This window comes from Nocardia veterana NBRC 100344 (assembly GCF_000308855.1).
Lineage (GTDB): Bacteria > Actinomycetota > Actinomycetes > Mycobacteriales > Mycobacteriaceae > Nocardia > Nocardia veterana.
Window position 1 is genome coordinate 1 of the sequence record NZ_BAGM01000062.1, and the last position, 26,291, is coordinate 26,291.

The following is a 26,291-nucleotide window of genomic DNA, read 5'->3' on the forward strand; positions in this document are numbered from 1 at the left end:
GGCCGAGCGGGTTTCGCTGACGCCGAACCGGTGCCAGGCCCCACGAGCGGTGTCCGGTACCGGTCCCCCGGCGATCGGTGCAGTTGAATTGCACTCGCGCCCAGCGGGTTCACGCTGCCCGCGCGCAATATGAATGGACTCGGCGCACCGGTCCGACTCGCCCGATTCCCGGGCCCGTGCGCCGCCCGGCTGCCTACCGGCCAACGGATGGCCGGTAGGCAGCCTTTTGCTGTGCACCGGCGACAGGACGGGCGATGCTCTGCCCCACCGATCGTCCCCGCTCGAATTCCTCGGCGAACCGCCGCTCCCGGGACGACCCCATTGTCGATCCCCTCGGCGCCGTTGCCGTGGAACAGGATGTGATCCTTACCCGGAGCGGTGCGGTTGTCCTCAGTGTGCGGTCACCGGGTTGGCGGCAGGTTGATCGGACCGACGCCGGCCGCGCCCTCGCAATTCACCGAAATCCCGGGGCCGACCTCGTAAAAGAATGGTCGGCATTCTCCTCGGATCCGGTCGACCTGATCGTTCGGACAGGGCCGGCACGATCCGCACAGTGAGTATCTCCGCCCGCTCGGGCAGTTTCGGCAGGAATCACTTCCGCGCGCTGTGATCGGAACCATACGGTGCTCTCACCGGTGATTCCGGATTCTGAATCTCCTTTTCCGAGAGGTACGAACACATGCAGGTCGACGAGCTGATCAAGCCGTTTCCCATCAAGGAATTCCACCCGTTCCCGCGGGCTCTGCTCGGGCCGGGTTCCCACGAGATCATCGGGCCGGAGGCACTGAAGCTGGGCTTCAAGAAGGTCCTCGTGATGACCAGTGGCCTGCGGGGAACCGATATCGTTCCGAAAATCGTAGGCTCGCTGGAGTATCACGGTCTCGAAGTGGTGCTCTACGACAAGGTCGAATCCAATCCCAAGGATTACAACGTCATGGACGCAGTCGCGCTGTATCAGCAGCACGACTGCGACAGCTTCGTCTCCATCGGCGGCGGATCGTCTCACGACGCGTGTAAAGGTGCCCGCATCTCCGTCGCCCATGACGGCCGCAACGTCAATGAATTCGAGGGATTCAACAAGTCGGAAAATCCGAAGAATCCTCCGCACATCGCCGTCTCGACCACCGCGGGCACCGGCTCGGAAACCTCGTGGGCCTATGTCATCACCGATACCACGACGGATCCGGACAATCCGCACAAGTACGTGGCATTCGACGACGCGGCCGTCCCGACGCTGGCTGTCGACGACCCGGTCCTGTATTTCGACTGCCCCACCGACTACACCGCGCAGTGCGGTTTCGACGTACTCGCCCACGGGTCGGAGCCATTCGTCTCGCGGCTGAATTTCGTTCCGTCGCTCGGAAATGCGCTCAAGTCCATCGAGCTGGTAGCCGAGAATCTGCGAGCGGCCACCTGGAACGGGACCGACCTCGCTGCCCGGGAAGGGATGATGTACGCGCAGTACATCGCGGCCCAGGCGTTCAATTCCGGTGGGCTGGGCATCATTCACTCCATCTCGCACGCGGTGTCGGCCTTCTACGACACCCACCACGGTCTGAACAACGCGATCGCCCTGCCGCGAGTGTGGGCGTTCAACATGCCGGTGATGTACAAGCGGTTCGCGCAGATCGCGGCGGCGATGGGGGTCGACACCTCGGGAATGACCGATGTGCAGGCCGCCGACGCGGCGCTCGCGGCGGCCGTTCGCCTGCTGCGCGACGTCGGAATTCCCGAGCGCTTCACCGACATCACGCCGACCACCTACTCCAAGTGCCGGCTCGGCCAGGGTCCCACCCGGTTCTATCAGAACGCCACCGTCATCAAGGGCGACGATGCCGACATCGATCGCATCACTCGCCACGTCCTCGGTGACACCTGCACGCCGGGCAACCCGAAGGAATGCACCTTCGAAACCGTGCGACCGGTGGTCGAACACTGCATGCACGGCAGCCTCGACGACTTGCTGAGCTGACCACCCGACCGGGCCGCGGACGAACCGATGTGTGGTGCCTCCGTTCGTCCGCGGCCCACCCCGCTCCGCCGAAAGGACACCGATGACCCATTTCGCCAGCATCGAGGACGTGCGTGAGGCGCTGTCCGCGACAGGCTACATTGCCGACGAGCAGCTCGCGACCACGGTCTTTCTCCTGACCCGCCTGGACAAGCCGCTGTTGATCGAGGGGCCCGCCGGTGTCGGAAAGACCGAACTCGCCAAATCGCTGGCGATCGCCACTGGCCGAAAGTTCTTGCGGCTGCAGTGCTATGAGGGTCAGGACGAAACCCGCGCACTCTACGAGTGGGATTACGGCAAGCAGTTGCTGTACACCCAGTTGCTGCGCGACAAGATCGGACACCTGGTCGGAGATACCGACAGTCTGGCCGAGGCCATCGAACGGTTGGCCGCCCAGGACAGCGTGTTCTACTCCGAGCAGTTCCTCAGCCCGCGGCCGCTGCTGGAAGCCGTATGCTCCGCGGAACCGGTGGTGCTGCTGATCGACGAAATCGACCGAGCCGATGAGGCTTTGGAGGCGGTGCTGCTGGAATTCCTGGGCGAGTACCAGATCTCGCTGCCGGAACTCGGCACCCTGCGCAGCGTGCATCCCCCACTGGTCATCTTGACATCCAACGACACTCGCGATCTCGCGGCTGCGCTGAAGCGCCGATGCCTGCACTTGTTCGCCGACTATCCGTCGGCCGAGCGAGAGCTCGAGATCATCCGCAGTAAGCAGACCGGCCTCGACGAGGCCCTGGCCGCGGAGCTCGTGCGGATCGTCCGTGGTCTGCGCGCGCTGGATCTGCGCAAGTCGCCGAGCATTTCCGAGGTGGTCGACTGGGCCCGTACCCTGGCCGTCCTGAACGTGGATTCGCTGTCGCAGACCATCCTCGACGCAACGCTGTCGGTTGTCGTGAAATACGAGCGGGATCTGCGGACCGCGCGGCAGGCACTGCCCACGCTGCTGACCGGCAATTCCGGTTCCGACACCGCCGGCGGTCCGGCGCTCGGACCCGAGACCGAGGGGCAGCGCGTACGGGCCGGGAAGGACGAGCCGGGCCGCTTCGACGACGGCTACTACGGACGCCACGCGACACCACTGCCGCGGGCAACGGTGAGCGCCAGTCAGGGAGCTCGTTCGTTCGCGCGGCGCGGCAGGTAGGCGATGGAGGCAACGGTTCAGCGGTTCGTCGCGCTGCTCCGCACCCGGGGGGTTCGAGTCTCGGTAGCCGAGGCGATCGACGCGGTCGAGTGCGCGCGCCAACCCGGCATTCTGGCCGACCGCAGGCTCCTGCGTTGTGGACTGCGCGCCGCCTTGCTCAAGAACGCACGCGATACCGCGGTGTTCGACGAATTGTTCGAGGTGTTCTTCTCAGGGCTTACCGCCGCCCCGACGAACAATTGCCGTGACGAGCCGATTACTCCGCCGAGCGTCACCGAAACCGAGGTCGACGCGATCATGACGGACGCGTTGTCGCTCTCGGTCGATCCCGCCGAGGCGGCGGCGAGCGAAGGCGCCCGAGCCGAGGACGTCCGCCATCTGTTCGATACCGCCGATCTCGCCGAGCGCCACAATCAGAGCCAGGACGACGGCATGATCGATCTCTCCGCACCGACCGACGAGATCGCTTTCTCCCAGGGCAATCAGGTGGTCGGCGGCGAGGGCTATCGCATTCGCCTCGATGTCGATCGCATGCCTGCCGGCGGTGTCCCCGGGCAACTGTCCGAGGGCGCCACCGCCACCACCGGAGCCGCGCTGAGCGTCGACGAACAGCAAGCGCTGCTGCAATGGTTGGGCGATCCGGACGCCCCTGCCGACGACACAGTGTTTCGCCGAGCGGAGGCCCTCGGGGATCTCGCGGCGGCGATTCAACGGCACGCGGCCGCGCTGCTGGAGTGGCAGCGCCGCACCGGACATCAGGATCGGCGTCTCGCCGCGGTCGGCACGGTCGGCGCCGGCGAACAGAGCGAACTGGAACACGCACTGCGTCGGATCATGACGTCGTTGCGCGGTGCGCGAACTCATCGCCGACGTGTCGCGCCCCGCGGGCGCGGAGATGCCGCTCGAACGATGCGGCGCAGCCTGCGCTACGACGGGGTGCCGTTCGCTCCGGTGACCGTCCGCAGCGCGGACGAGCGCCCACGGCTGATAGTCCTCGCCGACGTCAGCCTGTCGGTGCGGACAACCGCTCATCTCAGTCTGCGGCTCGCCCATTCGCTGCAGGAGATGTTCGGCCGGGTGCGGTCGTTCGCCTTCGTGGCGGCGCCGGTCGAAACGACGACATTGTTCGCCGAGCGCGACGCCGAGCGGGCGCTGGCCGAATTGTTCGGCGGTGACGTCCTGGACCTCGAGGCACAGTCCGACTACGGGACCGCGTTCACCACATTCCTGGCCGACCATGCCGGCGCGCTGGATCGACGAACCACGCTGCTCGTTCTCGGTGACGGACGCAGCAACGGCTCCGATCCGGGCGTGTCCTCCTTCGCCGAGATCGCCCGCCGCACCCGCGAAACGATCTGGATCACCCCGGAACCCCGATATTCGTGGGGACTGGGTAGCTGCGCATTGCCGCGGTACGCGGATTTCTGCGACCGAGTCCATGTCGTGCGCGGTCTGGACGAACTACGCAGGGCAGCAGACGAATTCCATCCGAACGGAGTACGAGGATGAATGACCCGACCGCCACAGCACCTCTGCACGCCTTCGCGCCGTTGTCCGGCAACTACTACGACGACGGCGTGGTGCGGGTCGGCGCCGACTACAGCGACAGCGGCCCGGGTCTGCGTACCGAGAGCTTCCGCGTGCGTGTCGTCGATCACCGCTCGGAGATCACGCACCGGTTCCGGCCGCAGGAACTCGACAACGGTATCGCCGGACTCATCGCCGACGAACTGTTCCGCACCGGCCTGCTCGCCGGCGCCGACATCTTCGAGCGGGTGTTCCTCGGAGTCGTCCGGACCACCGTTGCGGGGGCGATACCAGCGTGGAGCACCTTCTACCGCAACACGATCGACAGCATCCATCGGTATCTGGCGGGTGCTCCGGAACCACGACAGACGATGGCTCCGGTCTACGAGCGGGCGCTACAACTCGTCCATCCAGGCCGCGTGCTCGACCTGGGGTCATGTTTCGGGTTCTTTCCGCTGCTGTTGGCGCAGTCCGGCCACCGAGTACTCGCCTCCGACGTCGTCGCCGGCAATATGCAATTGCTCTCCAGAATGGCGCCTCTGCTCGGTACCCCGCTGGACACACTGACCTGTGATGCGACGGCGGTACCACTGCCGGCCCGGTGCGTATCCACGGTGACCGTGCTGCATCTGCTGGAACATCTCGCCCCAGAGGAGGGTCGAGCGGTCATCGGCGAGGCCACGCGACTGGCCGCACACCGGGTCGTCGTGGCGGTCCCGTTCGAGACCGAGCCCGACCCCGGCTACGGGCACGTACGCACCTTCGATCTGGAGGAACTGGCGGTACTCGGTATCGAGACGGGACTGCCGTTCACCGTGTCCGAGTACCACGGCGGGTGGCTGGTGTTGGACGTGTCGTGAGCGTACCTTGCGAAATTCGTTGCCGCCGAGGCATTCCGGTGATGCTGGGCAGGAGCGGCCGCCAAGTCCGGTGACGCAGGCACCCTGCCCAGACGCCCGCCGAGTAGGCGAGGTCATCCAGCAGGCGCAACATGATCCATCGAGGACCGCGACGCCGGAGCAGGGTCTCGACGACGCACGGCAGCAGGCTCGCGACGAGGACGCGCCTACCGGTGCGATGCCAGAGCGCCATCGGCCACCAGGCACGCCGCACAGCCGCACCCAGAACCGCTCCCGCACCGAGATGCGCGCGGACGGCGAGCGCGGCCGCCGCCCGTGCCGGCACCCGATGCCGCCCCAATACGACCGGCAGGACGGTCGCCGACACGAAGCCCATCGCCAGGGCCACCGACGGTCGTCCCGCGGCGAGCGCGGCCCAGGACACCGCACTGCGGTAATCGACACGCGCACAGGTCAATCGGTCGCCGTGTCGTAACGCCAGCGGCGCAGCCGATGTTCCGTACTCGAATCGCTGGCGAAGCCAGGCCCGCCCGGTCGCTCGCACCCGATGTTCGACGACGGCGTCCGGTTGGTAGCGGACGAACAGGCCGGCGTCGATCAGGCGCCACACCAGGTCGACATCCTCGCCGAAGCGCAGGTGCTCGTCGAAGCCGCCGACCAGTTCCAGCGCACTGCGCCGTACGACGAGCGCGGCACTCGGCACATAACCGACACGACCGAACGGGCGGACCACCGCCGGGTGGGCGCCGAGGTCCAGGCTGCCTCGGTCGGATTCGTATCGCGCGAACGGGCTCGACGGATCGGCAGCGGTGCGGACTCGGGGAGCCACTGCCGCGACCTGCGGGTCGTCGAACAGCGGCAAGACCGCCGAAAGCCAATCGGCCTGGGGTTCGGTGTCGGAGTCCAGGAAGGCCACCAGTTCGGTCCGAGCGGTGCGCCAGCCCGCATTACGAGCCGCGGCGGGACCGTGTGATCGAGCATGCCGGACCGACGCACCGGCGATCGGGACGGCGGACCCGTCGTCGACGATCACCCGGCGCGCCACGGCGGGTGTCGCAGCCAGGACTCTGTGCACGCCCGCCTCGTTGTCCTTGACCGGTACGACGAGCGTGATGTCGGCCGAACTCCAGGCGCCACCCACCGCTGTCGGATGGGCGACGCCGGCACGACACAATCGTCGCGCGAGCTGTTCGGGCTGTCCCGGCGCCACCGGTTCACCCGCCAGCCATCCGTCGAGGAGGCGAGCGGCCGGGTGGGACAGGCGGATCAGTCGCGGTGGCGAGCCGCCCAAGAGCATCCGGCCGCCGAGGTAACGACGTACGTCACGGTCGAGGGTGAGCCACATCTTCGGTGCCACAGCATTTTCCGGCTCCGCGTTCTCGTCGGACCACATCGGGTTCACGGCACGAAACCTCCGTCGGCGTGCACGACGCTGCCGTTCACGACCGCGGCGTCACCGTCGCACAGCCACGCCACCGCAGCTGCGACCTCACGCGGTTCCACGATGCGGCCGAGCAACTGGTGCGGGGCGAATGCTTCCACCGAATCCAGGCCGTGCAACTGCGCGGTGGCGGTCAGCATGGCCGTGCGGGTCGAGCCCGGTGACACCGCCGCGGCCGTGATTCCGGTGCCCCGCAGGTCGTGGGCCAAGCTCTTGATCATTCCGACCACTGCGTGTTTGGCCGCACTGTAACCGGACAGATGCCACAGCCCGTGGTGACCCGCGGCCGAGGCGACAGCGACGAATCTGCCGCCTCTGGGCTCCGGCCGGGCGAGCATCGCGGGTAGGGCCGCCCGCGCGAGGTTCGCCACCCCGTGCACGCCGACGTCGAACATGGGGGCCCATTCGGGAGTCCTCGTCTCCCACAACGGTTTTCCACCGGTGATGACCGAGGCCGCCGCCACGGCGGCCCTGATCGGACCGAATCGGCCCTCCCCGGCCCGGACGGCGTCGGCCAAGGCGGGCAGATCACGGACATCGGCCGCCAGATCCATGACCGCGCCGGGACGGGCCTCGGCCACTTCTCGGAGTTGCTGTCTGGTGGACAGCGGATAGGGCACAGCGGGATCGTCGGCACAGCTGTCGACCGCGACGACCCGCCACCCGGTGTCGGCGAGCCGATGCACGATCGCGGCACCGATGCCCCGGGCGGCACCGGTGACGATCGCGGTCGGCTCACCGGTCACGACATTCCCCGCGTGAATCCGTCCGGAACCAGGACGTCGTCCCGCGTGAGGTCCTCGATCGACTCGCGGCCGAGCCCGTACAACGTGGAATCGATGCCGTGCCGGAGGATCTCGAGCACGTTGTGGACGCCACGCTCTCCGTTCGCCGCCATCCCCCACAGGTAGGGCCGGCCGATCATCACCGCTCGCGCGCCGAGTGCCAGCGCCTTCACCACATCGCTGCCGCGCCGGATGCCACCGTCGAGCACCACCTCGACATCGGCGCCGACGGCGTCCACGACGGACGGCAGCAACCGAATCGCCGCCGGCGTGGTGTCGAGATTGTTGCCGCCGTGATTGGAAACCGAGATGGCACTCGCACCGATATCGACGGCACGCCGGGCATCGTCGGGGCGCCCGATGCCCTTGATCATGAACGGCCCGTCCCACTGCTCACGCAGCCAGGCGAGATCTTCCCAGGTCACGGGAGGGGTGCCCATCCACTCGCCGTAGGCACCGAAGAAGGTGGGCCCCTTCTCGCCGGCCCCCACGAGGTTCGGCGTGGTCAGGTCCGGCAGGCGCCCGGCCCGCAGGAACCGGGCCAGCCATCCGGGCCTCGACAAGACCTGCGGCGCGAAGCGGATCGCGGTCTTGACATCGATACGCTCGGGAAGCGGCGGACTCCCCCAGTCACGGGCCGTGGCGAACACCCAGTCGAGCGTGATGATCAACCCTTTGGCGCCGGCCCGTTTCGCGCGGTCCAGTCGGGCCAGAATCGCGTCCCGGTCACCGAGCCAGTACATCTGGAAGAACAGCTTGTCATTGGCCGCGACCACCTCTTCGATCGGTTTGGAGGCGAACGACGACAGGCCGATCGCCGTGCCGGACATCGCCGCCGCACGGGCGACGGCGACCTCACCGGCCGGATCGACCGCCTGCACCCCGGTCGGCGAGCAGATCACCGGAAGCGAAATCTCCTGCCCCATCAGAGTGGTCGACTGCACCCGCTGCGCCGGCAGATCGGCGATATGCGGACGCAGGCCGAGCTCGGCGAAGGCCGCGGTGTTGTCGGCGAGGCTGACCCCGCCCTCCGATCCGGCCAGCAAGGCGAGATATACCGCCTTGGGAACTCGCTTCTCGGCACGCTCGCGTGCCTCGGCGACGGTTTCGAACCAGTCTTTCGTACTTGCCACGATGTTGTCCTCGTCTAACAGTCAGCGCCATCCGGCCAGCGGGCTGGTGTCGCATGCTCGGTCCGGTCCGGCAGCACCGGACGGGAGTGTCGGAAGGCCCAGTCCCACAGCACGTTTCGTGCGGGGGCCACGGGAATGGTCTTTGTCCGGACGGGGTACGGCGCCGACGGACGCGAGAGCAGGTTCGGCATTGCCCCGCACGCATTCCGGGTCCGGGCCGTCCAGCGGCAGTCCGGTGAAGAACTTCGCTGCCATACACCCGCCCTTGCACGAGTCGAACGCCGAGCACGACCGGCACAGGCCCCCGGTCTGTGGCTCCCGCAGCCGCGTGAACAGCGGCGAGGTGCGCCAAACCGCCTCGAACCCGCCGGCGTCGCGCACGTTGCCGGCCAGGAACTGGTCGTGGATGGCGAACGGACAGGCGTAGACGTCGCCGACCGGATCGATCAGACACACGACTCTGCCCGCACCGCACAGATTCAGACCGGGCAGTGGGGTGGACCCCAGCGCGTTGAGATGGAAGAAGGAGTCACCGGTCAGCACGGTATCGCCGTGGGCGACCAGCCAGTCGTAGATCTGGCGCTGCTGAGCCGCGGTGGGGTGCAGCCGATCCCACACGTCGGCCCCGCGGCCCGACGGGCGCAGTCGGGTGATTCGCAACTGGGCGTCGAAGCGCTCGGCCAGTTGCCGGAACTCGTCGAGCTGTCCGACATTCTCCCGAGTCATCACCACCGAGATCTTGAAGCCGGTGAAGCCGGCATCGGCGAGGTTCGACATGGCCCGGTAGGCGGAGTCGAACGACCCCGCACCGCGAACCGCGTCGTTGACCTCGGCCGTCGCACCGTCGATGGAGATCTGCACATCCACGTAGTCGGTCGCGGCGAGCCACCGGGCACGCTCCGGCGTCAGCCGGACACCGTTGGTGGAGAATTTCACCCCTACCCCGCGGTCCACCGAATAGCTCAGCAGCTCCCAGAAGTCGGAGCGGACGGTGGGTTCACCGCCGCCGATGTTGACGTAGAACACCTGCATCCGCTCGAGCTCGTCGATCACCGTCCGGCACGCGGCAGTATCCAGCTCACGCGGATCCCGCCGGCCCGACGACGACAGACAGTGCTCGCACGCCAGATTGCAGGCGTAGGTCAACTCCCACGTCAGGCAGATGGGCGCGTCGAGGCCGTGCTCGAAATGCTCTACCAGTTTCATATGATCACCTCGTCCGCCGACGGTCGAACCGGCCGGCGCTCTCGCTCAGCCGTCGGTGCGGCGTTGGATCGTGCCCGCTGCCACCAAACCGGCCAACGCGGATTCATATTGCTGCCGTTCGGATTCCGGCACGTCGGCCGCTACCAGGGCGGCGCCCGCATGCGGCCGGCGGGCCAGTTCCCGGACGACCGTCAGCAGCCTGCGGGTCTTCAGGAACGACAGTCTCCGGGTGCCGTAGTCGTACAGCAGCGCGCCGAACGGTTCCGGCCGGACCGCGACCGCGGGATTCAGGCGATAGGGCAGAGCCGGATCGAACGGTTCGGGCGCCGGCGCGTCAGTAGACACCGCACATCCCGTCGATGGACACGTCTTCCACCAGCAGATCCTGCTCGACGTTCGTGGTGTTGTCGTTCTCGTTCATCCTCGTTCCTTCCGATGTCACAGCCACCGGGTGTGGCGTGTTCACGACCGTAGGGCGGTGCAGACCGAAGGTGAACGCCAGAAACCGAAGAACCGTCCGATCGCCACCGCAACCCGTCCGAAAGCAGAGTCGCGTGCCTGAACCACCCGGTCTCCGGAGGCCACGGCACCGAACCGCCACCTGTCCGATCGGTCAGGTATCTCCACCACCGACGGTCAGTGTGTCCGCCCTCACACCGGCGCTAGGCTGGGAGGCGCCGGCAGGGCCGCCGGTGATGGAAGAGGAGTTGGCCGTGGCACAACTGACACGACGTGCGCCGATGGCGGCGGCGACGTCGACAACGCGAACACCCCCCTCGAGCGACGCGCACCGTCTCCCTCCTGCCTCACCCGAGGACGACGCCGAGTTGTCCGGGCCGATCCCCGGGAACAGCAAGTCCGACAGCCCGATCCCACACCTGGCGAAGTTCCACGCTCCCGAAGTCGTTTTCGGCCCCGGAGCACTCGCCGAAATCGGTCACTGTGCACGACGAGTGGGGGCCCGCCGTCCCTTCCTCGTCACCGACCCGGGCATCATCGAGGCCGGCTGGGTCGCGGAGGCCACCGGCTACCTGCACGAAGTCGGACTGCACCCGATCGTGTGGTCACAGGTCACGCCGAATCCCAAGGATCACGAGATAGCCGCGGCGTACGAGCACTATGCCGAAACCGGCAGTGACGTGATTCTCGCGGTCGGCGGCGGGTCCTGCATCGATGCTGCGAAGGGCGTCGCGATCCTCGCCGGAAACGGTGGGGCCATCCTCGATTTCGAGGGCGTGGACCGGGTGGTCAACCCGATCCCGCCCCTGGTCGTCGCTCCCTCCACCTCCGGAACCGGAGCCGACGTGTCCCAGTTCGCGATCGTCACCGACACGACCAAGCGCATCAAGATCACTATCATCAGCCGGACCCTGGTGCCCGACATCTCGATCGTGGACCCGCGGCTACTGATCACGATGCCCGCCGACCTGAACGCGGCAACCGGGCTCGATGCGTTGACCCACGCGATCGAATCGTTCGTCTCGCGCGCCCACACGCGACTGACGGACCAGCATTCGCTGCAGGCCGTGCACCTGATCACCGACAATCTCCCGCACACCTTGGCACGACCACGCCGCGCCGGCCCGCGGATCGCGATGGCTCACGGCGCACTCAGTGCCGGCCTCGCCTTCTCGAACACGATCCTGGGCATCACCCACGCGATGAGTCACCAGGTGGGCGGTCTGCTGGACGCACCGCACGGCGTTCTGAACGGGGTACTCCTGCCCCACTGCATCCGGTTCAATGCCGAAGTCGACCCCAGCCCCTACGTCGCGCTTGCGGCTGCCGCCGGACTCGATGTCGCCCGGCCGGCCGACGAGATCGCCGATGCGCTCGCCACCCACGTACGTCGATTGGCCGACTCGGTCGGCGTGCCGCGCGGGCTGGCCGATCTCGGCGTCACACCCGAGGACATTCCGGTTCTCACCCGCACCACCCTGGGCGACGCCTGCTTGGCCACCAACCCACGCGACGCCGACGCGCACCACATCGCGGCGTTGTTCGAACGGGCGCTGTGAGGCGCGGATGAGGGAAATGGCTTCCGACGGCGGCGCGTTCGGGAAGACCGCGGCCGATCTGGGTGTACTGACCGGAGTGCGGTCGGGTAAACGTACCTTCTATCCGGCCTACGTCCGCTCCGCCGAACGCTTGGAGAACGCTGTTCGGGCCCTCGACCGGATTTCCCGTGCTCTCGTCCGCACCGCGGAAGGCCCACGCGGGCTGGTGGAATCGGTTCTGTGCACCGCGGCGGACCACCTGCAGGCGGATTGGCTGCTCATCGCGGTGGCCGACGGAGCCCTGCAGGCAGCGCGCCCCAGGTTCCTGATGCTCGGCGGCGACGGCCTCATCGACGACGAGGACCGTTTGCCACCGGATGCGTTGCAGGAGTTGACCCTCCTGCGTGACCGCCCATGGGAGGTCGAGCACAGTCACCCCGGACCGGTCGTCCGAGTGGCCATGACGCTCGACGGGGAGCCGGTGGGCGGTATCGCCGGATTGCCGGGCCGCGAGGTCGAGATCGCGGAAACCGACCTGGCAGTCCTGCGCGTACTGGCCAACCAGGTCGCTGTCGCATTGCACAATTCCTTTCTCCTGCACGCGGCGACGCGCCTGCGCGGGCGTACCGAGCAGTTGACCGAAACGGCCGCTCAACATGCCCGCGACCTCGCCGCGCGGGACGCCGAACTCGCCGAAGCTCAACAGCGCCTCATGGCGGCGATGCAACGCCAAGCGCTGGACGACGAACGTCACCGCATCGCGCGGGAACTCCACGACAGCGTTACCCAGGACGTCCTGTCCGCGGGGATGACCATCGAGATCTGCCGCAGCGATCTGGCCGCCGGCGCCGCCGCCGACGACGTGATCGCCAAACTGGTCGACGCGAAGGACCTCACCAAACGCGCCGTCGAACGCCTGCGGGCGGCGATCTATGCACTGCACCGCAGCGCAGCGGAGTCCGCCGAATCCCTGCCGGTGCTGTTGCAGCGGCTGTCCGACGTACACCTCCCGAGCGATCTGACCGTGCACGTGACCGTCACCGGCACTCCGGTGCCGCTGACCGGGGAAGCCGAGCACTCGTTGCTACGAATCACCGGGGAAGCCCTGTTCAACACGGTGGCCCACACCGATGCCACCCGTGCGCATGTGCGACTGGTCTACTACCCGAACCGAGTCGTGCTCACCATTTCCGACGACGGCCACGGCGACCCGGCACAGCTACGCAAGATGCTGCGCGTCACCTCGGCCAATCTGGCCGGTGCGCACCGCGGACTCGCCAACATGCTGGCGCGCACCGCCCACCTGGGCGGCACCATGTCCATCCGCCGCGCGCAATTGGGCGGGGTCATGCTCAGATTCGAAATTCCGATCCCCGGGGGATCGGCAAGGAGGACGTCGTGAACACTCACCCAGCCGTGGCTCCTACGCCTGCCGGCACTCGGCAACTCCGCATCGTGCTGATCGACGATCACGCCATCGTCCGGCAGGGCTTGCGCACGATATTGGAGCGTGAGCGAGATATCCAGGTGGTCGGCGAAGCGGCCGATGCGGCGTCCGCGCTCGCCACTGTCGAAAATCTACGGCCCGACATCGTATTACTCGACCTCAAGCTCGGAACCGGCTCCGACACCGAGGGGCTCGACATCTGTTCGGCGCTCACCGCGAAATATCCCGAGACCGGCGTCTTGGTGCTCACCACGTTTCTCGATGACGCCCTCGTCATCGAAGCCGTACATCGCGGCGCGAAGGGCTACGTCCTCAAGGATGTCGACACCACCGGACTCGTCGCCGCGATCCGCGCGGTGTCGCGCGATGAGAGTGCCTTCGACTCCCGCTCGGCATCGGTGATGATGCGCTCCATCCGCACCGCAGTCGACGAACCCAGCCTCACCGAACGGGAACTCAAGGTCCTCGAACTGCTCGCGCACGGCCTCAGCAATCGTGAAATCGGCTGCCGCATCTACATTTCCGAGACCACCGTGAAATTCCACGTACGCAATATCATGCGTAAACTCTCGGCCGCAACCCGCGCCGAAGCCGTATACGAGGCCAGCAAGATGGGCCTCATCTGAGTTGCGACATTCGACCGGGCTGTCCTCGGACGTCGCCACGACCGCACTCGCTGAGCCGGACCGCCGATGCATCTCGCCGACCTGACCTCCGCGCAACTGGCCGACCTGCCCCGACCTCTGCTGGCCGTCCCGCTCGGCGCCACCGAGCAGCACGGACCACACCTGCCGCTGGGCACCGACACCGCCATCGCGGTCGAGCTCTGCCGCCGGTTGGCCCGCGCCCGAGGCGACGTCGTCGTAGCACCGCCCATCCCGTACGGATCCAGTGGTGAACATGCCGGGTTCCCCGGCACACTGTCCATCGGCCGCGCCGCCCTGGAGCTGGTCGTTGTCGAATTGGTGCGCTCGGCAGACGAATTCGGCGCGGTCATCCTGGTCAACGGACACGGCGGCAACCTGCAACCGCTGCGAGCGGCGCAGCACCAACTCGCCGCGGAGAACCGCGACATCCTGATCTGGTCCCCCACCGGCCCCACCGACGACAGCCATGCCGGACACACCGAAACCTCGACCATGCTCCACCTCGCGCCCGAGCTGGTCGTGACCGACCGCATCCGCCCCGGCAACACCCGCCCACTGCACGAGCTCATGCCGCACCTGCGAACCGGCGGAGTCCGCGCAGTCAGCGCAACCGGCGTCCTCGGCGATCCCACGCACGCCACCGCAGCCGCCGGCGTCCGGCTGCTGGATCGTTGGGCCGACGCGCTGACCACGGCGGTCGCGAATCGGTTCCCACCCGCCGATCCTGGATTCTGACGGACAGCAGTCGGCTGCGGCGGTCGCCGCCGGAATCCGAAGGCCGCGTCGGCCGCAATTCTCCACGTTCGCCGGTAGTGGAGGGATGCTTCGAATTATCCACGGCTGCCACCGAATCCGCGCGACCGCGGCGAAACTGTCCGCTCGGACCGGGTTCACGCCCCGAGATCGACGGTGGCGCGCACATCGCTCGGCCGAATACCTCTGTGCCGCTTGAAGGCCGCGCTGAAACCGAAGGCGTCCGCATAGCCGACGGCCTTCGCCACCTGCGCTACGGTCAGACTCCGGTCGGCCAGCAGCTCCTCCGCCTCGTCCATGCGGCATTCGGTGAGATACGCCAGCGGTGACTGTCCCATGACCTCGGAGAACCGGCGCGCGAACAGCGCCCGCGAGACCCCCGACTCAGCGGCCAGCGACGCGACTGTCCAACCGGCGGAGAGCCTTCCGTGCATGGCCGCCAATGCCGGCCCCACCACCGGGTCGGCCGGCCCGCGATACCAGCCGGGCGCGTCGGCGTCCAGCCCGTCGAACCAGTCGCGCAGGGTGCAGACCAACGCCCAGTCGAGGAGCCGGTCCATCATCGCCTGCGCTCCGGCCGGGCGTCGCGCCGCATCCGCGGCCATCGACTCCATCCATGCGCACACCTCCACGTCGTCGGTGACGACCAGGACGGGAGGGACCGCACGCAGCAGTCGTTCGTGCCGTCGGCCGGAGGCTCGGTACGCGCCGACGATCAGAGCGGTCTCGCCGTCGGGTCCGTCCCCCCAGCGACTGCCGTCCAGTGCGGGGTCACATTTCGTGTCCGGCGCGAAGCAGGAGATCTCGTATTCCTCGTGCGGCAGCCCGACGGTTTCCGCAGTGTCGGCGAGCACGAATGCGTCCGGTCCGCGCACGATCGCGGTGTCCCCCACCGTGATCCGGCGTTCGAGCCCGCCCGGTAGCAGCAATGTTCCCCCGCCGCGCAGCACGGTGACCATGGTCAGCGGCGCCTCGTCGGCGAACCGGATGCTCCACGGTGGTTCCAAGACCGCCGAGGTGAGCAGTGCCCCCTCGGCCCGGATGCCGCCCAGCAGTTTGCTCAGTGGGTCCACACCATCGACTGTAGACGAACTCCTATCGAATGTAGATCTCTACCCATAGATCGTCCACCCTCCGGGGTGTGGAATGAATCCCGAACGCCGAACCGAGCGTTCACGCAACCCCGGAGCACAGGAGGCCCCGTGCAGCAGCACAACCCGACCGCGGACACCGCGACCGCCCGCACCGCGCTGGTCGTCGTCGCGCACCCCCGGCCCGACTCACTGACTGCCCATATCGCCGGATTGGCCACTCGGCGGCTCACCGCCGCCGGATACCGGATCGATCTGCTGGATCTGCACGCCGAGAACTTCGATCCCCGGATGACGGCCGCCGACCTGCCGGAATGGGGGAACAGGGAGAAGACCTACTCACCGGAGGTCGAGAACCAGATGCGGCGGGTCCTCGCGGCCGACGTGATCGTCGCGGTGTTTCCGGTGTACTGGATGCAGGTCCCGGCGATCCTGAAGGGCTGGATCGATCGGGTGTGGAACTACGGATTCGCCTACGGCCGAAGCAAACCCCGGCTCGCGGGTAAGCGGATGCTGTGGCTGGGACTGGCCGGCGTGGCCGACGACGACCCGATCGTCGAACCCATGCAGCAGGCACTGAGCACGCAACTCGACGACGGTATCGCCTATTACTGCGGTCTCACCCGGTCGACGGTCGGGCTGCTGCCCGGCGCGGAGGAAAAGCGGCAGCGCCTCGACGCCGCGGGCAATCTGCTGCTCGACGAAGCACTCACCGGCGCGGTCCGCGAGGCCCACTACGCGGCCTTGGAAAATCGGGCACTGGGCTTCGTCGAGGATTTCCTCGCCGCCGACCGGGTTCCGGCCTGACCGTCGCCGGGCCTTCGCCGGTCGATCACGCCCGCGCGTTATGCGCGGGCTTCGATCTGTTCGCGCAGGATGTCGCCGTGGCCGGCGTGCCGGGCGAATTCAGCGGTCAGGAACACGTAGATCCAGCGCAGGCTGACGAGAACTCCCGTGTGCGGGTGCGCACGGGTCTCGTCGAGGGGGACCCGTGCGGCGACGGACCTGGATCGGGCGCTTGCGCGTTCGTACTCCGCGATCACCTCCGCGACGGTCTCGTCGTCGCCCACCTCGAATCCGCCGTGCGCCCACAGTGGGCCGTCGCACTCGTCGTCGGCGAGGCGGCCGAGCGTGCGCTGGAACCACAGTCGTTCGGCGAACGTGGCGTGTTTGATCAAGGCGATCGGGGTGGTCGACGAGGGCACCAACCGCAGCCTGGCGTCGGTTTCGGACAGGCCGCGCACCGTCCCGACGAGGTCGGTGCGCGCCTGGTCGAGCATGCTCTCGAACAGCTCTCGTTCGGCGCCGGTGCTCCGGTTGGACGTGGTCATGACAGGCCGACCTTCCTCGGCCCGCCCGACTCACGCCCGACAGACCGATCTGCTGGTGGTGATTTCGGAAAACGGTCCGCCGGAAGGAACCGGCGCCGGCTGATCGCGTGATTCGCGACCAGGAATCCTGATTCGGACCGCCGATGGTTGGCAACCCCCACGGCAACCGCGGGTGCGACGGACCGCCCACGAATCTACCAGTCGCACCATGTCCGAGCCATCCGCTCACCGAACCCCGCACCCCCGCTCGCGAATCCGTCAGCCGCCCACCGGATCCATGCGGAGAAACTCGGTGATGTACAGCGGTTTCGGTGGCCGCACGGTGCCGAGCACACCACCGAATTCGGGTTCGAGCCGGACCTCCTCGGCGCCCTACCGGACCGGCAGGAAATGACAGCGCCGGAACAGGTTCCGCGCACGGGCCCGAGGAAGACAGTGCCCAGTTCCGTAGGCTCGACCACCATGACCGTCGCGCGTTCGATCCTGCTGTTCGTCCTGGCCGCGCTCGCCGAGATCGGTGGCGCGTGGCTGGTCTGGCAAGGCGTGCGCGAAGGTCGCGGCTGGGCGTGGATCGGTGCGGGTATCATCGCCCTCGGCGGCTACGGATTCGTCGCCACCCTGCAACCGGATGCGAATTTCGGCCGCATCCTCGCCGCTTACGGCGGCGTCTTCGTCGCCGGATCCCTGCTGTGGGGCATGGCCCTCGACGGGTTCCGCCCCGACCGCTACGACGTCACCGGCGCCCTGATCTGTCTCGCCGGGGTCGCCGTCATCATGTACGCCCCACGTGCGAGCTGAGCGAGTTCAGCTCAGGCTCGCCGATACCGCTTGCGCCGCACGCTCGCCCGAGGTCGCGGCGTCGGCGAGCGACGGCAGATCGAGCTGGTAGTCGCCGGCGAAATGGATGTTTCCCAGCGGTTCCCGCAATGTCGGCAGGGTGGTGCGCCGCCCCGGCGCCCAGAACGGTACGACTCGGCGGTGCCGGCGCAGAATACCGTCGCCGAGTTTTCCTTCCAGCTCGGGCAACACGGTCAGCAGGTCGTCGGTGAATCGCGCGACGATCTCCGCGTCCGGCAGATCGAGCAATGCGTCGGCCTTGCCGCCGCCGGCGAAACAGGCCAGCGCGCCGCCCGGTTTACGGTCGGTGCCGGTGCGCAGCGCCGCGGCATGGTTGAACACCGCCTGGAACGACAACTGCGGTGTGGAGATGCCGAAGTACTTGTCCCAGCGTTGCGGCCCGACCTCGTCGGTGAAGAAGCCCACCACCACGTAGCGCCCGTAGGTGATGTCGTTGAACGAATTCCGATACGGCTGCGGAAGTTCCGGGATGATCCGCTCGCAGACGTCGGCGGGCGCGGTCACGATCGCACGCCGGGCCCGCAATGTGGCCGGACGGTCGCCGGCGAGATAGTCGACGACGACGCCGTCACCGTCGTTGCGCACCGATTGCACCGCCGAGTTCAGCCTGATCCGGTCGCCGAGATCGTCGGTCAACACGTCGGTCAGGGTCTGGTTGCCACCGGCGGGCAGCGAGAAGTTCGGGATCTTCTCGGGATCGGCCAATGCCATGCCGACCGAGGTCACGAACTGGGTGGCGGCGGTCTCGTGCAGGTCGCAGCCCATCCACTGCGCCGACCATGATCGGACGATGGTGTGCGCCAGCTCCGAAGACACGCCTTTCAGCAGGTACGACGCGAGCTTGGTGTCGAGCCGGGCCCGTACGCGTTGCGCGACACGGCTTTCCGATTCGAGGAAGGGTGTGACGGCGAGGATGCGCGAACCGACGACGGCCAGGCCCAACCGGTCCAGCATGGTCATTTTGGTGCGGAACATCAGCGCGAAGGGATTCGACGTGTCGACCGTCCCGCCGTTGAGGTGCAGCGCGATGCTCTTACCCGCGAGCGAGCCCATCTCGATACCGTGTCGGTCGAGGGCCTCGATCAATGTGCCTGTGCCCTCGGTGAATTGGGTGCCGACGTTGATCCAGTAGTCGCCCTGCCGGACGGTGTCGACTCGTCCGCCGGTCCGGTCGGTGGACTCGAGGACAACCAGGTCGGTGTGCCGTCCGAGCGTGGTCGCCGCCGTCAATCCCGCCATTCCGGCGCCGATGACAACGACTTCCGTGGTCTCTTCCACGACGTTGTGGGTTTTCATGGGATTCCTTTTTCTGAGCTTTCGAGGGGACGATCCGATGAACCGCTGACGGCCTGGGCATAGACGCGCGGCGATTCGAATTCGGGTCAGGACCGAGTTTTGACCGAAGCGCCGACGGCCTGGCTGTCGACGCGTTGGTTGTGGGCGTCGTAGGCGTGGTAGGCGCGGTAGTAGGTGAACATTTGCAGGCCCCAGGTGGTCAGGGCGAGGATGTAGAAGGTGGTGTGTTCGGAGTCGTCGCCGGGGAGGTGGACGAAGTCGTAGATGGCGGCGATGAGGAAGGCGCAGGCGGTGGCGATCGCTGCCCGGACGGCGTGCGCGTGTTCGCCGATGTTCCACAGGCGCACCACGAAATAGATCAAAAACATGGTGGTGAGGACGTTGACCACGATGTAGAAGATCTTGCCGGGGGTGCCGATCTGCTCGGCGTAGGTGCTGAGGGCGAAGCCCACCACGGCGGCGAGGGCGAAGGCGCCGATGTCTACCGCCACCGGCGGTGTGTATCGGTGGGTGACCTTCATCAAGCCGAGGACCAGGATCAGCGTGATACCGATCGATCGGGAGAAGGCGTCGACGATCCTTCGCAACCCGGGCCGCAGCCCACGTCCCCGACCTCGGACGAGTCTGCCGGCCTGCCATCCGCAAGCGTGGGTGGTGGCGGGCCGCCGCAGCGCCGAGTTGCGGGGTGTCGAGTGTTGAGTGCACAGTCGTACACTCAATTGATGAGCGATCAGGCGGAGATCAAGGCGCTCGCCCGGTTGGCCGGCGACGAACTCGGCGGTGCGGTCGACGGTGTGGCCACGGTGCATCGCGCCCTCTCCGATCACGTTTTCGCGGCCGTGCGGCTGGGAGTCGGCCCGGCGGCGCGGCCCGTGCAGGTGGTACACGACGCCATTGCCGACAACGTGTATCGGATCGTCAGCGGTTCCGCGGTATCGGCGGGCATGCTGGCCGAACATGCGGCGGCGTTCTCCGGGATACCTACGCCCTCACGTACGGTTGTCGGCTCCGGTTTCCTCGCGGCCCTGCAGGGCTTGATCGGCGACACGCTCGCCGAACAACGACCGATTCTCGCCGCGCCCATGGCATTTCGTGTCGATGGCGAACCGGTGGCGCCGGAACGTATCGCGCAGCACATCACCGTCGCCGGCGGCCGGGTCGTGATCTTCCTGCACGGTTTGGCGGAGACCGAGCACGCGTGGCGTCTCGGCGGCCGGCCGACCTATGCCGAACGACTCGAGGCCGATCTCGGCTGCACATCCCTCCAGGTGCGGTACAACAGCGGGCTGCACATTTCCGAGAACGCCCGGCAGCTGAACGATCTGCTGCAGCGCCTCACCGAGCACTGGCCGGTCGAGATCGAACAGCTGTCACTGGTCGGTCATTCGATGGGCGGGCTCATCGCTCGTGGCGCGTGCTTCGCCGCCGCCGAAAACGGACGGCCTTGGGTGGGCCGGGTGCGGCAGGTGGTCTGTCTCGGGTCGCCCCATCTCGGTGCGCCCCTGGAGCAGTTCGTGCACTACCTGTCCGCCGCGCTGGTTCGCGTGCCGGAGACCCGTCCGTTCGGACGGCTGCTCCGCCGCCGCAGTGCGGGAATCCGAGATCTGCGTCATGGTTCGCTGGTCGACGAGGACTGGGACGGCGTGGACGCCGATGCGTTGGGCCGCCGAGCGATTCGCGAGGTTCCGCTGCTCGCGGGCGCCGACCACTACTTCGTCACCGCGACCATCACTCGCAGCCCACGCCATCCCCTGGGCCGCGTCATCGGCGACGGTTTGGTGCTGACCACGAGTGGTTCGGGCCGGAATCGCGCGCGGCGCATCGGTTTCGACGACGACAACGGCCTACACCTACCCGGGGCGAATCACTTCACACTGCTCAATCACGAGGCAGTCTATGCAGCGTTGACCCACTGGCTACGCGGCGAGCGCGAACCGACGTCGCTTCGTTCCGGCTGAATCGCTGCCCAGGCCGAGGCAGACGCGATCGAGCATCTCCGGATGAGGTGAGCGATCCGCTGACGCCCGGCGCCGCGCAGCTCCCGTCCTGGTCCGCCCACAGCGCCCGGAACTCCGGCGACACCTGCACTGCACACCTTCCACCCGGGCGGATATTCTTGTGCTGCAATACTTTCGGTTGCTCCAGCTGGCCATGTCACGCCGTTGGCGTCCCGAATCTCGTGGCTACGCGGTGATTTCAGGTGCGCAACACTAACGGATCCGGGCGACGTATTTGCCCACCCCCTGTCCGGATGCCAGCAGGTCGTGTGTGGCGATCACCTCGTCCAGTGACCCGAGTTCGGTGACCGGTATCGAGAGTGCGCCCTCGGCGAGGTAATCCAGCACCCGGCGGGTAGCGGCGGCGACCTTCGCCGGCGCGCCGGCGACGAGGCCGCGGTGACTGAAACCGGTCAGGGTGAGGTTGCCACCCAGCAGGCGGCCGAACGGAGGCAGCGGGGCGGGCGTGCCGCCGCCGGCGTTGCCGAACAAGACGATTCGGCCGGTGGGACGAGTGACCGCGAGATCCAGGTCCAGCGCCTCGGTGCCGAGCGGATCGAGCACGAGGTCCACTCCGCGGCCATCGGTCGCCGCGCGGATCTCGTCGGCCAGACCGTCGCCGCGGACGAGAACGGCATCGTAACCGGATACCGGCCTGCCGGAACGGCTCACCGTACCCAGGAGTCGGCCGCCCCCGAGCAACGGCACCAGCTGGGCCACCGCGCCGCCGACTCCGCCGGCCGCCGAGTGCACCAGTACCGTATCGCCCGGAGTGAAGCGACCGGCCTCGGTGAGTAGCAGCAGGGCGGTCGCCAGGCCGAGCGGAGTAGCGGCGGCCGCGCTCAGCGGGACGGCGTCCGGCACCCGCACGGTCAGTTCCGCTCGGGCCGTGGCGATTTCAGCGAACCCGCCGCCGAGCGCGACGGCCGCCACCCGATCGCCGACCGCGAGACCGGTCACACCGGCACCCGCTTCACGTACCGTGCCCGCGATTTCCAACCCGGGGCGGTAGGGCCACGACGACGCGTATCCCGCGTCGCCGCGGCGAGCCATCACGTCCATGAAGTTCACGCCGGCGTAGGCGACGTCGACGGTCACCTCACCCGCCGCGGGCCGCGGCGGGTCCACCTCGCGGACTTCCGACTTCTCCGCACCGCCGGGGGCGGTCATCACCAGGGCTCGCATCGTCGCTCCAAACCTGCACTGCCGTCGAACGAAAGGGATCAACCCCGCAGCGCGGCGACACATTCCTCACCGGCGCCGCCGCGTAGCGACGCGCCGTAGTGGTATTCCGAGCGCATGGGCCGGCGATCCGACTGTGCTCGGATCGGAATCTGCTGGGAGGTACGGACTGTGGCGGTCGGGGCGGAGCCCGCACGTCGATACCGGATGTTTCGTCGGGCGGAGGTCAGAGTGCTGCTGCGCACTGTGCGCGCGGCGTGGTCGGACGAATTGTCCGACTGGGCAGCGGCATTGACGTACTACAGCATGCTATCGCTGTTTCCGGCCCTGCTGATCGCCATCGTCGTGCTGAGTATCGCCGGGCCCGCGCCCGCCGATTCGCTCGCGGGTGCGGCCGGACGGCTGGGCCCAGGCGGCGGCACGTCCCTGATCGCCGAGTCGATCCGGCATCTGCAATCGGTCAAGTCGCTGTCGGGTCCGATGGCGATCGTGGGTCTGTTGTCGGCGTTCTGGACGGTATCGACCTATCTGGGCGCGTTCATCCGCGCGGCCAATGCCCTTTACGGCGTGAAGGAGACCCGATCGCTGTCGCGCACCCTGCCACTGCGCTTCGCTCTGGGCCTGCTGCTGGTGGTCGCCGTGGCCGTCACCGTGCTCGGCTTCGCCATCACCCCGGGCCTCGCCGAACAGGCAGGGAACCGCATCGGGATGGGCTCGGCGGGCCTACGCGTCTGGTCGATCGTGAAATGGCCGCTGCTGGCGCTGCTGGTGAGTGTTGCACTCGCGCTGCTGTATTGGGTCGCACCGAACACCGAGGGCCAGCGATTGCGCTGGCTGACCTCCGGAAGCGTGATCGCCGTCGGCATCTGGATCGCGGGCTCTGCGGGCCTGGCGCTCTACGCCGCCCATTTCGACTCGCTCAATCGTGTGTACGGGTCGTTGACCGCGGCGATCGTCCTACTGATGTGGCTGTGGCTCACCAACTTCGCGATCCTGCTGGGCTCGGTCGTCGATGCCCAGATCAACCGGCAGCGAACGCTGCGCGACCACGCCGAAGGGTAGGCGTGTGAGGAACACCCACCCGAGCAGATCCGAAAAATCTGTCGCGCCGGGTGTAGACATTCGGCCCGGATCGATATAGATTCACTGTCGTTCGAATGGATGAGTCCAGAAGCCGGGAGGTGAACTACCCGGATAGGAAGTTCCACCGTCCCCTTCCGGCGGAGATGAGTAAGACCCCGGCCGCAGTCGGCCGGCCCCGTCGGAAGGGGACGAAGCAAACCGAACAAGCCAAGTCCACGAAAACGCAGCACAGCGGCAATCAGGAGGTGGTCACTGAGTCGTCGTGTATCAGTTCCGCATCCCAGGAAATATCGGATGCGATGCCAGACAGCGGCCCTGACGGGCCGGTGAAAGCAATGAAATCGTTCCCCCCTTCGTAAATCCCAGACCCCGGCGCTGCTGCGCCGGGGTCTGTCGGCGTTGACCCGAGAGGCCCCGTGCATCAACCACCCCACCCGCACCCCGCCGACGGCCACAGGGCCGCGGACAAACTCGACGACGATCACTTTCCCGCTTACTCGATGGGACGTGCCGCGGAAAGCCTCGGTGTCACCCAAGCGTTCCTGCGAGGTCTCGACGCCACTGGATTATTGACCCCGCAACGGTCGCCCGGCGGCCATCGCCGGTATTCGCGTCACCAATTGCGCATCGCCGGCCGCGTTCGCGAACTCGTCGACGCCGGCAACACCCTGGAAGCCGCCTGTCGCATAGTTACCCTCGAAGACCAACTCGCCGAGGCACAGCGCCTCAACACCGCACTGCAGCAGACCCTCGACCGGCACGGCGACTCCAACTGAACCGGTCGACCGAGGGATATCCGCGATAACTCCCGATAGATCGTCACGTAAGCGTTCGTAGCCGTACCGACGCTCATCGGCCCCAGGCAGGAGGCGGTCCCCGCCCCGGACGGACCGAAGGAACCATTCCACGATCCTCGATAGGGACCGACCGCCATCAACGGGAAGGCATTCGGGATGCCGTGCAGACCGAAACACTCGACTATCAGCGCGTACTCCCGGCCGGCTGGGCCGATGTCGTGGCACGTCGCGGTCGCACCGAACAGGTCCCGCGACACCGCGCAATCCTGCGGCGCGGCCTGCGCCACACCGGAACCGAGCGCTGTGGCGAAACCCGAAACCACGGCCGCGGCGACCGCGGCCCGCGCCGCGGCGGTTGTCGTCTTGTGCATTCGTTTCCCGTTCTCCCGCGTTGCTTCGCTGTCCTTCGCTCATCGATCGACTGACCTGCGGCGTTAACCCCACCCGATAGCGGAGCGCCACGCGGAGATTCATCCCGACCGCCGACGGCCACCGGCGTCGTCCGGGGCCGAGGCCACGGTCCGGTGTCAGAGGTGGGCGACGGCAAAGTCGGCTGCCGCATCGGCTTCCGGTCTGGTGACCCGGCGGCCGATTCCGCGAATGGGGTTGCCGGACAACAGGATCGCGGGGATTTTCGGCGCTACCCCGAACGGCACAGCCCGATACGTGTCGCGTACACGGCCGCGGCGGTCCGATTGGGCGAACCCGTGCGGCGCAGAATGGCCTCGACGTGGGTGGCGACCGTCGACGCGCCGATCCGCAGGGTGCGGGCGATCTGCGTGTTGGCCGCACCGTGCGACAGCAGTTCCAGGACCTCGAGTTCGCGCAGCGTCAGTCCCGCGGGCGGCGGCGCGGGGCGGTGCCGGATCAGGGTGCCGCCCCGCACCTCGTCCACGCGAACCTCGTGCACCTGCCCACCGTGGATCACCGTCGCCGACGGCGCCGCAGGGCGCGCACGACAGCGCAGCACGGCGGCCAGGTCGGTGCGGGCGCCCGCGGTCACCGGGTGTGGGGTGCCGTCGAGATCGATGAGCAAGGCCTCCTCCCCCGCACCGATGGCGATAGTGCCGCCGTCGGTCGGGCGCAGCGGGTCGACCGCGGCGGCGAGCGCGTCGGAAACCACGGTGGTCAGCGACAGGGTGTGCTCGTCGAGCGGGGTGTAGGTGCTGAGGTTCAACATGCCGAGGTAGCGGCCCTGCGGCGAGTACAGGCAGTGGCTGAGCCCGTCGCGGAAACCGTTGCGCCGGATGACGTCGAAGATCACCCCGCGCCGGCGCCGCCGATCCACGTCGTGCAGCAGCACCGGGAGTCTGGTCTCGCGGAGTTCGTCGTACAGCTCCATCTCCGGCATGGCGTCGTTGATCAGGTCCAGCGTCGGGGTGCTGTAGCCGAAATTGGTGTAGGTGGTGTGCTCACCGGTCACCGGGTCCGGGATCGACAGCGCGGCGTGGTCGTAGGGCACCACCCGGCGCAGCGCGAACAGCAGGCGGGCGGCCTGGTGTTTGAGGGGTTCACCGCGGGGTGATCCGGCCGCCGCGTCCCGGAGTTCGAGTGCGGCGGCGAGACGTGCACGCACCGCCGACTCGCTCATGCGGTCATCGTAGGTGCGCGGCTAGCGCGTCGTTCGCGATTCCGCCTCCGCAATTCTGCCGATCCGCGGCGTGATCGCCGCTCCTACCCTTCGCCCATCCTGCCCGCGAAGCAC

The 26,291-nt window shown here is 67.6% G+C and carries 24 protein-coding genes and 1 pseudogene; 13 read left to right on the forward strand and 12 right to left on the reverse strand.

The features are described from left to right. Positions 1-679 precede the first annotated feature (679 nt). From mdo to mftM, 4 genes are all read left to right on the forward strand, one after another. Positions 680-1,972: an NDMA-dependent methanol dehydrogenase gene (mdo, locus tag ON37_RS10175; protein WP_040718651.1), complete on the forward strand. Its 1,293-nt coding sequence runs from the start codon at positions 680-682 to the stop codon at positions 1,970-1,972. Between the two features lie 82 nt (positions 1,973-2,054). Beyond that, on the forward strand, positions 2,055-3,155 hold the full coding sequence (locus ON37_RS10180) for an AAA family ATPase (RefSeq protein ID WP_040718652.1): 1,101 nt from the start codon (positions 2,055-2,057) through the stop codon (positions 3,153-3,155). 3 nt (positions 3,156-3,158) lie between these two features. Beyond that, positions 3,159-4,664, forward strand: a complete 1,506-nt coding sequence (locus tag ON37_RS10185; protein ID WP_040718653.1) for a VWA domain-containing protein — start codon at positions 3,159-3,161, stop codon at positions 4,662-4,664. Then, positions 4,661-5,542: a mycofactocin oligosaccharide methyltransferase MftM gene (gene mftM / locus ON37_RS10190; protein WP_040718654.1), complete on the forward strand. Its 882-nt coding sequence runs from the start codon at positions 4,661-4,663 to the stop codon at positions 5,540-5,542. Before ON37_RS10185 ends, mftM begins: the two co-directional genes overlap by 4 nt. Here mftM and mftF read toward each other — a convergent pair. From mftF to mftA, 6 genes are read right to left on the reverse strand one after another with little or no spacing between them, the layout of a single operon-like run. Beyond that, the gene (gene mftF / locus ON37_RS10195; protein ID WP_210742622.1) at positions 5,493-6,899 is read right to left on the reverse strand and encodes a mycofactocin biosynthesis glycosyltransferase MftF; all 1,407 of its coding nucleotides are present in this window, start codon (positions 6,897-6,899) and stop codon (positions 5,493-5,495) included. The two genes, mftM and mftF, sit on opposite strands and share 50 nt — an antisense overlap. A 41-nt stretch (positions 6,900-6,940) precedes the next feature. Next, the gene (locus ON37_RS10200) at positions 6,941-7,729 is read right to left on the reverse strand and encodes a mycofactocin-coupled SDR family oxidoreductase (RefSeq protein WP_040718656.1); all 789 of its coding nucleotides are present in this window, start codon (positions 7,727-7,729) and stop codon (positions 6,941-6,943) included. After that, the gene (mftD, locus tag ON37_RS10205; protein ID WP_040718657.1) at positions 7,726-8,901 is read right to left on the reverse strand and encodes a pre-mycofactocin synthase MftD; all 1,176 of its coding nucleotides are present in this window, start codon (positions 8,899-8,901) and stop codon (positions 7,726-7,728) included. The genes ON37_RS10200 and mftD overlap by 4 nt, the downstream gene beginning before the upstream one ends. Before the next feature lie 21 nt (positions 8,902-8,922). Next, the gene (gene mftC, locus ON37_RS10210) at positions 8,923-10,107 is read right to left on the reverse strand and encodes a mycofactocin radical SAM maturase (protein ID WP_040718658.1); all 1,185 of its coding nucleotides are present in this window, start codon (positions 10,105-10,107) and stop codon (positions 8,923-8,925) included. Between the two features lie 45 nt (positions 10,108-10,152). After that, positions 10,153-10,452 (reverse strand): mycofactocin biosynthesis chaperone MftB, encoded by a 300-nt coding sequence (mftB, locus tag ON37_RS10215; RefSeq protein ID WP_040718660.1) that lies wholly within the window; start codon positions 10,450-10,452, stop codon positions 10,153-10,155. Continuing rightward, positions 10,442-10,555: a mycofactocin precursor MftA gene (gene mftA / locus ON37_RS31675; protein WP_245553139.1), complete on the reverse strand. Its 114-nt coding sequence runs from the start codon at positions 10,553-10,555 to the stop codon at positions 10,442-10,444. Before mftA ends, mftB begins: the two co-directional genes overlap by 11 nt. A gap of 292 nt (positions 10,556-10,847) precedes the next feature. On the opposite strand from mftA, the gene ON37_RS10220 reads away from it, so the two are divergent. The 4 genes from ON37_RS10220 (at position 10,848) to mftE (ending at position 14,933) form a co-directional block, all read left to right on the forward strand. Further along, complete coding sequence (locus tag ON37_RS10220; RefSeq protein ID WP_083892873.1) at positions 10,848-12,125, forward strand: iron-containing alcohol dehydrogenase; 1,278 nt, start codon at positions 10,848-10,850, stop codon at positions 12,123-12,125. A 16-nt stretch (positions 12,126-12,141) separates the two neighbouring features. After that, a complete protein-coding gene (locus ON37_RS10225; protein ID WP_040718661.1) occupies positions 12,142-13,506 on the forward strand; it encodes a MadS family sensor histidine kinase in 1,365 nt (454 codons plus the stop codon). Between the two features lie 53 nt (positions 13,507-13,559). After that, on the forward strand, positions 13,560-14,177 hold the full coding sequence (locus ON37_RS10230; protein WP_281004681.1) for a MadR family response regulator transcription factor: 618 nt from the start codon (positions 13,560-13,562) through the stop codon (positions 14,175-14,177). A gap of 66 nt (positions 14,178-14,243) precedes the next feature. After that, entirely contained in the window at positions 14,244-14,933 is a 690-nt protein-coding gene (mftE, locus tag ON37_RS10235; RefSeq protein WP_040718663.1) for a mycofactocin biosynthesis peptidyl-dipeptidase MftE, read from the forward strand. A gap of 155 nt (positions 14,934-15,088) precedes the next feature. On the opposite strand, the gene ON37_RS10240 is transcribed toward mftE, so the two are convergent. Further along, on the reverse strand, positions 15,089-16,024 hold the full coding sequence (locus ON37_RS10240) for an AraC family transcriptional regulator (protein ID WP_040718664.1): 936 nt from the start codon (positions 16,022-16,024) through the stop codon (positions 15,089-15,091). A 129-nt stretch (positions 16,025-16,153) separates the two neighbouring features. Here ON37_RS10240 and ON37_RS10245 point away from each other — a divergent pair, with 129 nt between their 5' ends. Further along, entirely contained in the window at positions 16,154-16,849 is a 696-nt protein-coding gene (locus tag ON37_RS10245; RefSeq protein ID WP_040718666.1) for an NAD(P)H oxidoreductase, read from the forward strand. Positions 16,850-16,887: 38 nt separating this feature from the next. On the opposite strand, the gene ON37_RS10250 is transcribed toward ON37_RS10245, so the two are convergent. Continuing rightward, positions 16,888-17,373 carry a DinB family protein gene (locus tag ON37_RS10250; protein ID WP_040718667.1) on the reverse strand — a complete coding sequence of 162 codons (486 nt, stop codon included), beginning with the start codon at positions 17,371-17,373 and terminating at the stop codon, positions 16,888-16,890. A 462-nt stretch (positions 17,374-17,835) separates the two neighbouring features. On the opposite strand from ON37_RS10250, the gene ON37_RS10255 reads away from it, so the two are divergent. Next, complete coding sequence (locus ON37_RS10255; RefSeq protein ID WP_040718680.1) at positions 17,836-18,171, forward strand: YnfA family protein; 336 nt, start codon at positions 17,836-17,838, stop codon at positions 18,169-18,171. A 6-nt stretch (positions 18,172-18,177) separates the two neighbouring features. Here ON37_RS10255 and ON37_RS10260 read toward each other — a convergent pair whose 3' ends face one another. Together ON37_RS10260 and ON37_RS10265 are read right to left on the reverse strand one after the other, a co-directional pair. Continuing rightward, a complete protein-coding gene (locus ON37_RS10260) occupies positions 18,178-19,527 on the reverse strand; it encodes a flavin monoamine oxidase family protein (RefSeq protein ID WP_040718668.1) in 1,350 nt (449 codons plus the stop codon). Positions 19,528-19,613: 86 nt separating this feature from the next. After that, positions 19,614-20,102 (reverse strand): annotated as a pseudogene (locus ON37_RS10265) (transporter); the annotation flags it as partial. 147 nt (positions 20,103-20,249) lie between these two features. On the opposite strand from ON37_RS10265, the gene ON37_RS10270 reads away from it, so the two are divergent. Next, the gene (locus ON37_RS10270) at positions 20,250-21,485 is read left to right on the forward strand and encodes an esterase/lipase family protein (RefSeq protein WP_040718670.1); all 1,236 of its coding nucleotides are present in this window, start codon (positions 20,250-20,252) and stop codon (positions 21,483-21,485) included. Between the two features lie 252 nt (positions 21,486-21,737). On the opposite strand, the gene ON37_RS10275 is transcribed toward ON37_RS10270, so the two are convergent. Beyond that, positions 21,738-22,709, reverse strand: a complete 972-nt coding sequence (locus ON37_RS10275) for a quinone oxidoreductase family protein (protein WP_040718671.1) — start codon at positions 22,707-22,709, stop codon at positions 21,738-21,740. A gap of 228 nt (positions 22,710-22,937) precedes the next feature. Between ON37_RS10275 and ON37_RS10280 the strand changes: the two genes are divergently transcribed. Beyond that, positions 22,938-23,768, forward strand: coding sequence for a YihY/virulence factor BrkB family protein (locus ON37_RS10280; RefSeq protein ID WP_051031421.1), 831 nt, complete (start codon positions 22,938-22,940; stop codon positions 23,766-23,768). Positions 23,769-24,205: 437 nt separating this feature from the next. Beyond that, positions 24,206-24,565: a MerR family transcriptional regulator gene (locus ON37_RS31680; protein ID WP_245553140.1), complete on the forward strand. Its 360-nt coding sequence runs from the start codon at positions 24,206-24,208 to the stop codon at positions 24,563-24,565. Positions 24,566-25,226: 661 nt separating this feature from the next. On the opposite strand, the gene ON37_RS10300 is transcribed toward ON37_RS31680, so the two are convergent. Further along, positions 25,227-26,177: a helix-turn-helix transcriptional regulator gene (locus ON37_RS10300; RefSeq protein ID WP_040718676.1), complete on the reverse strand. Its 951-nt coding sequence runs from the start codon at positions 26,175-26,177 to the stop codon at positions 25,227-25,229. Positions 26,178-26,291: the final 114 nt, after the last annotated feature.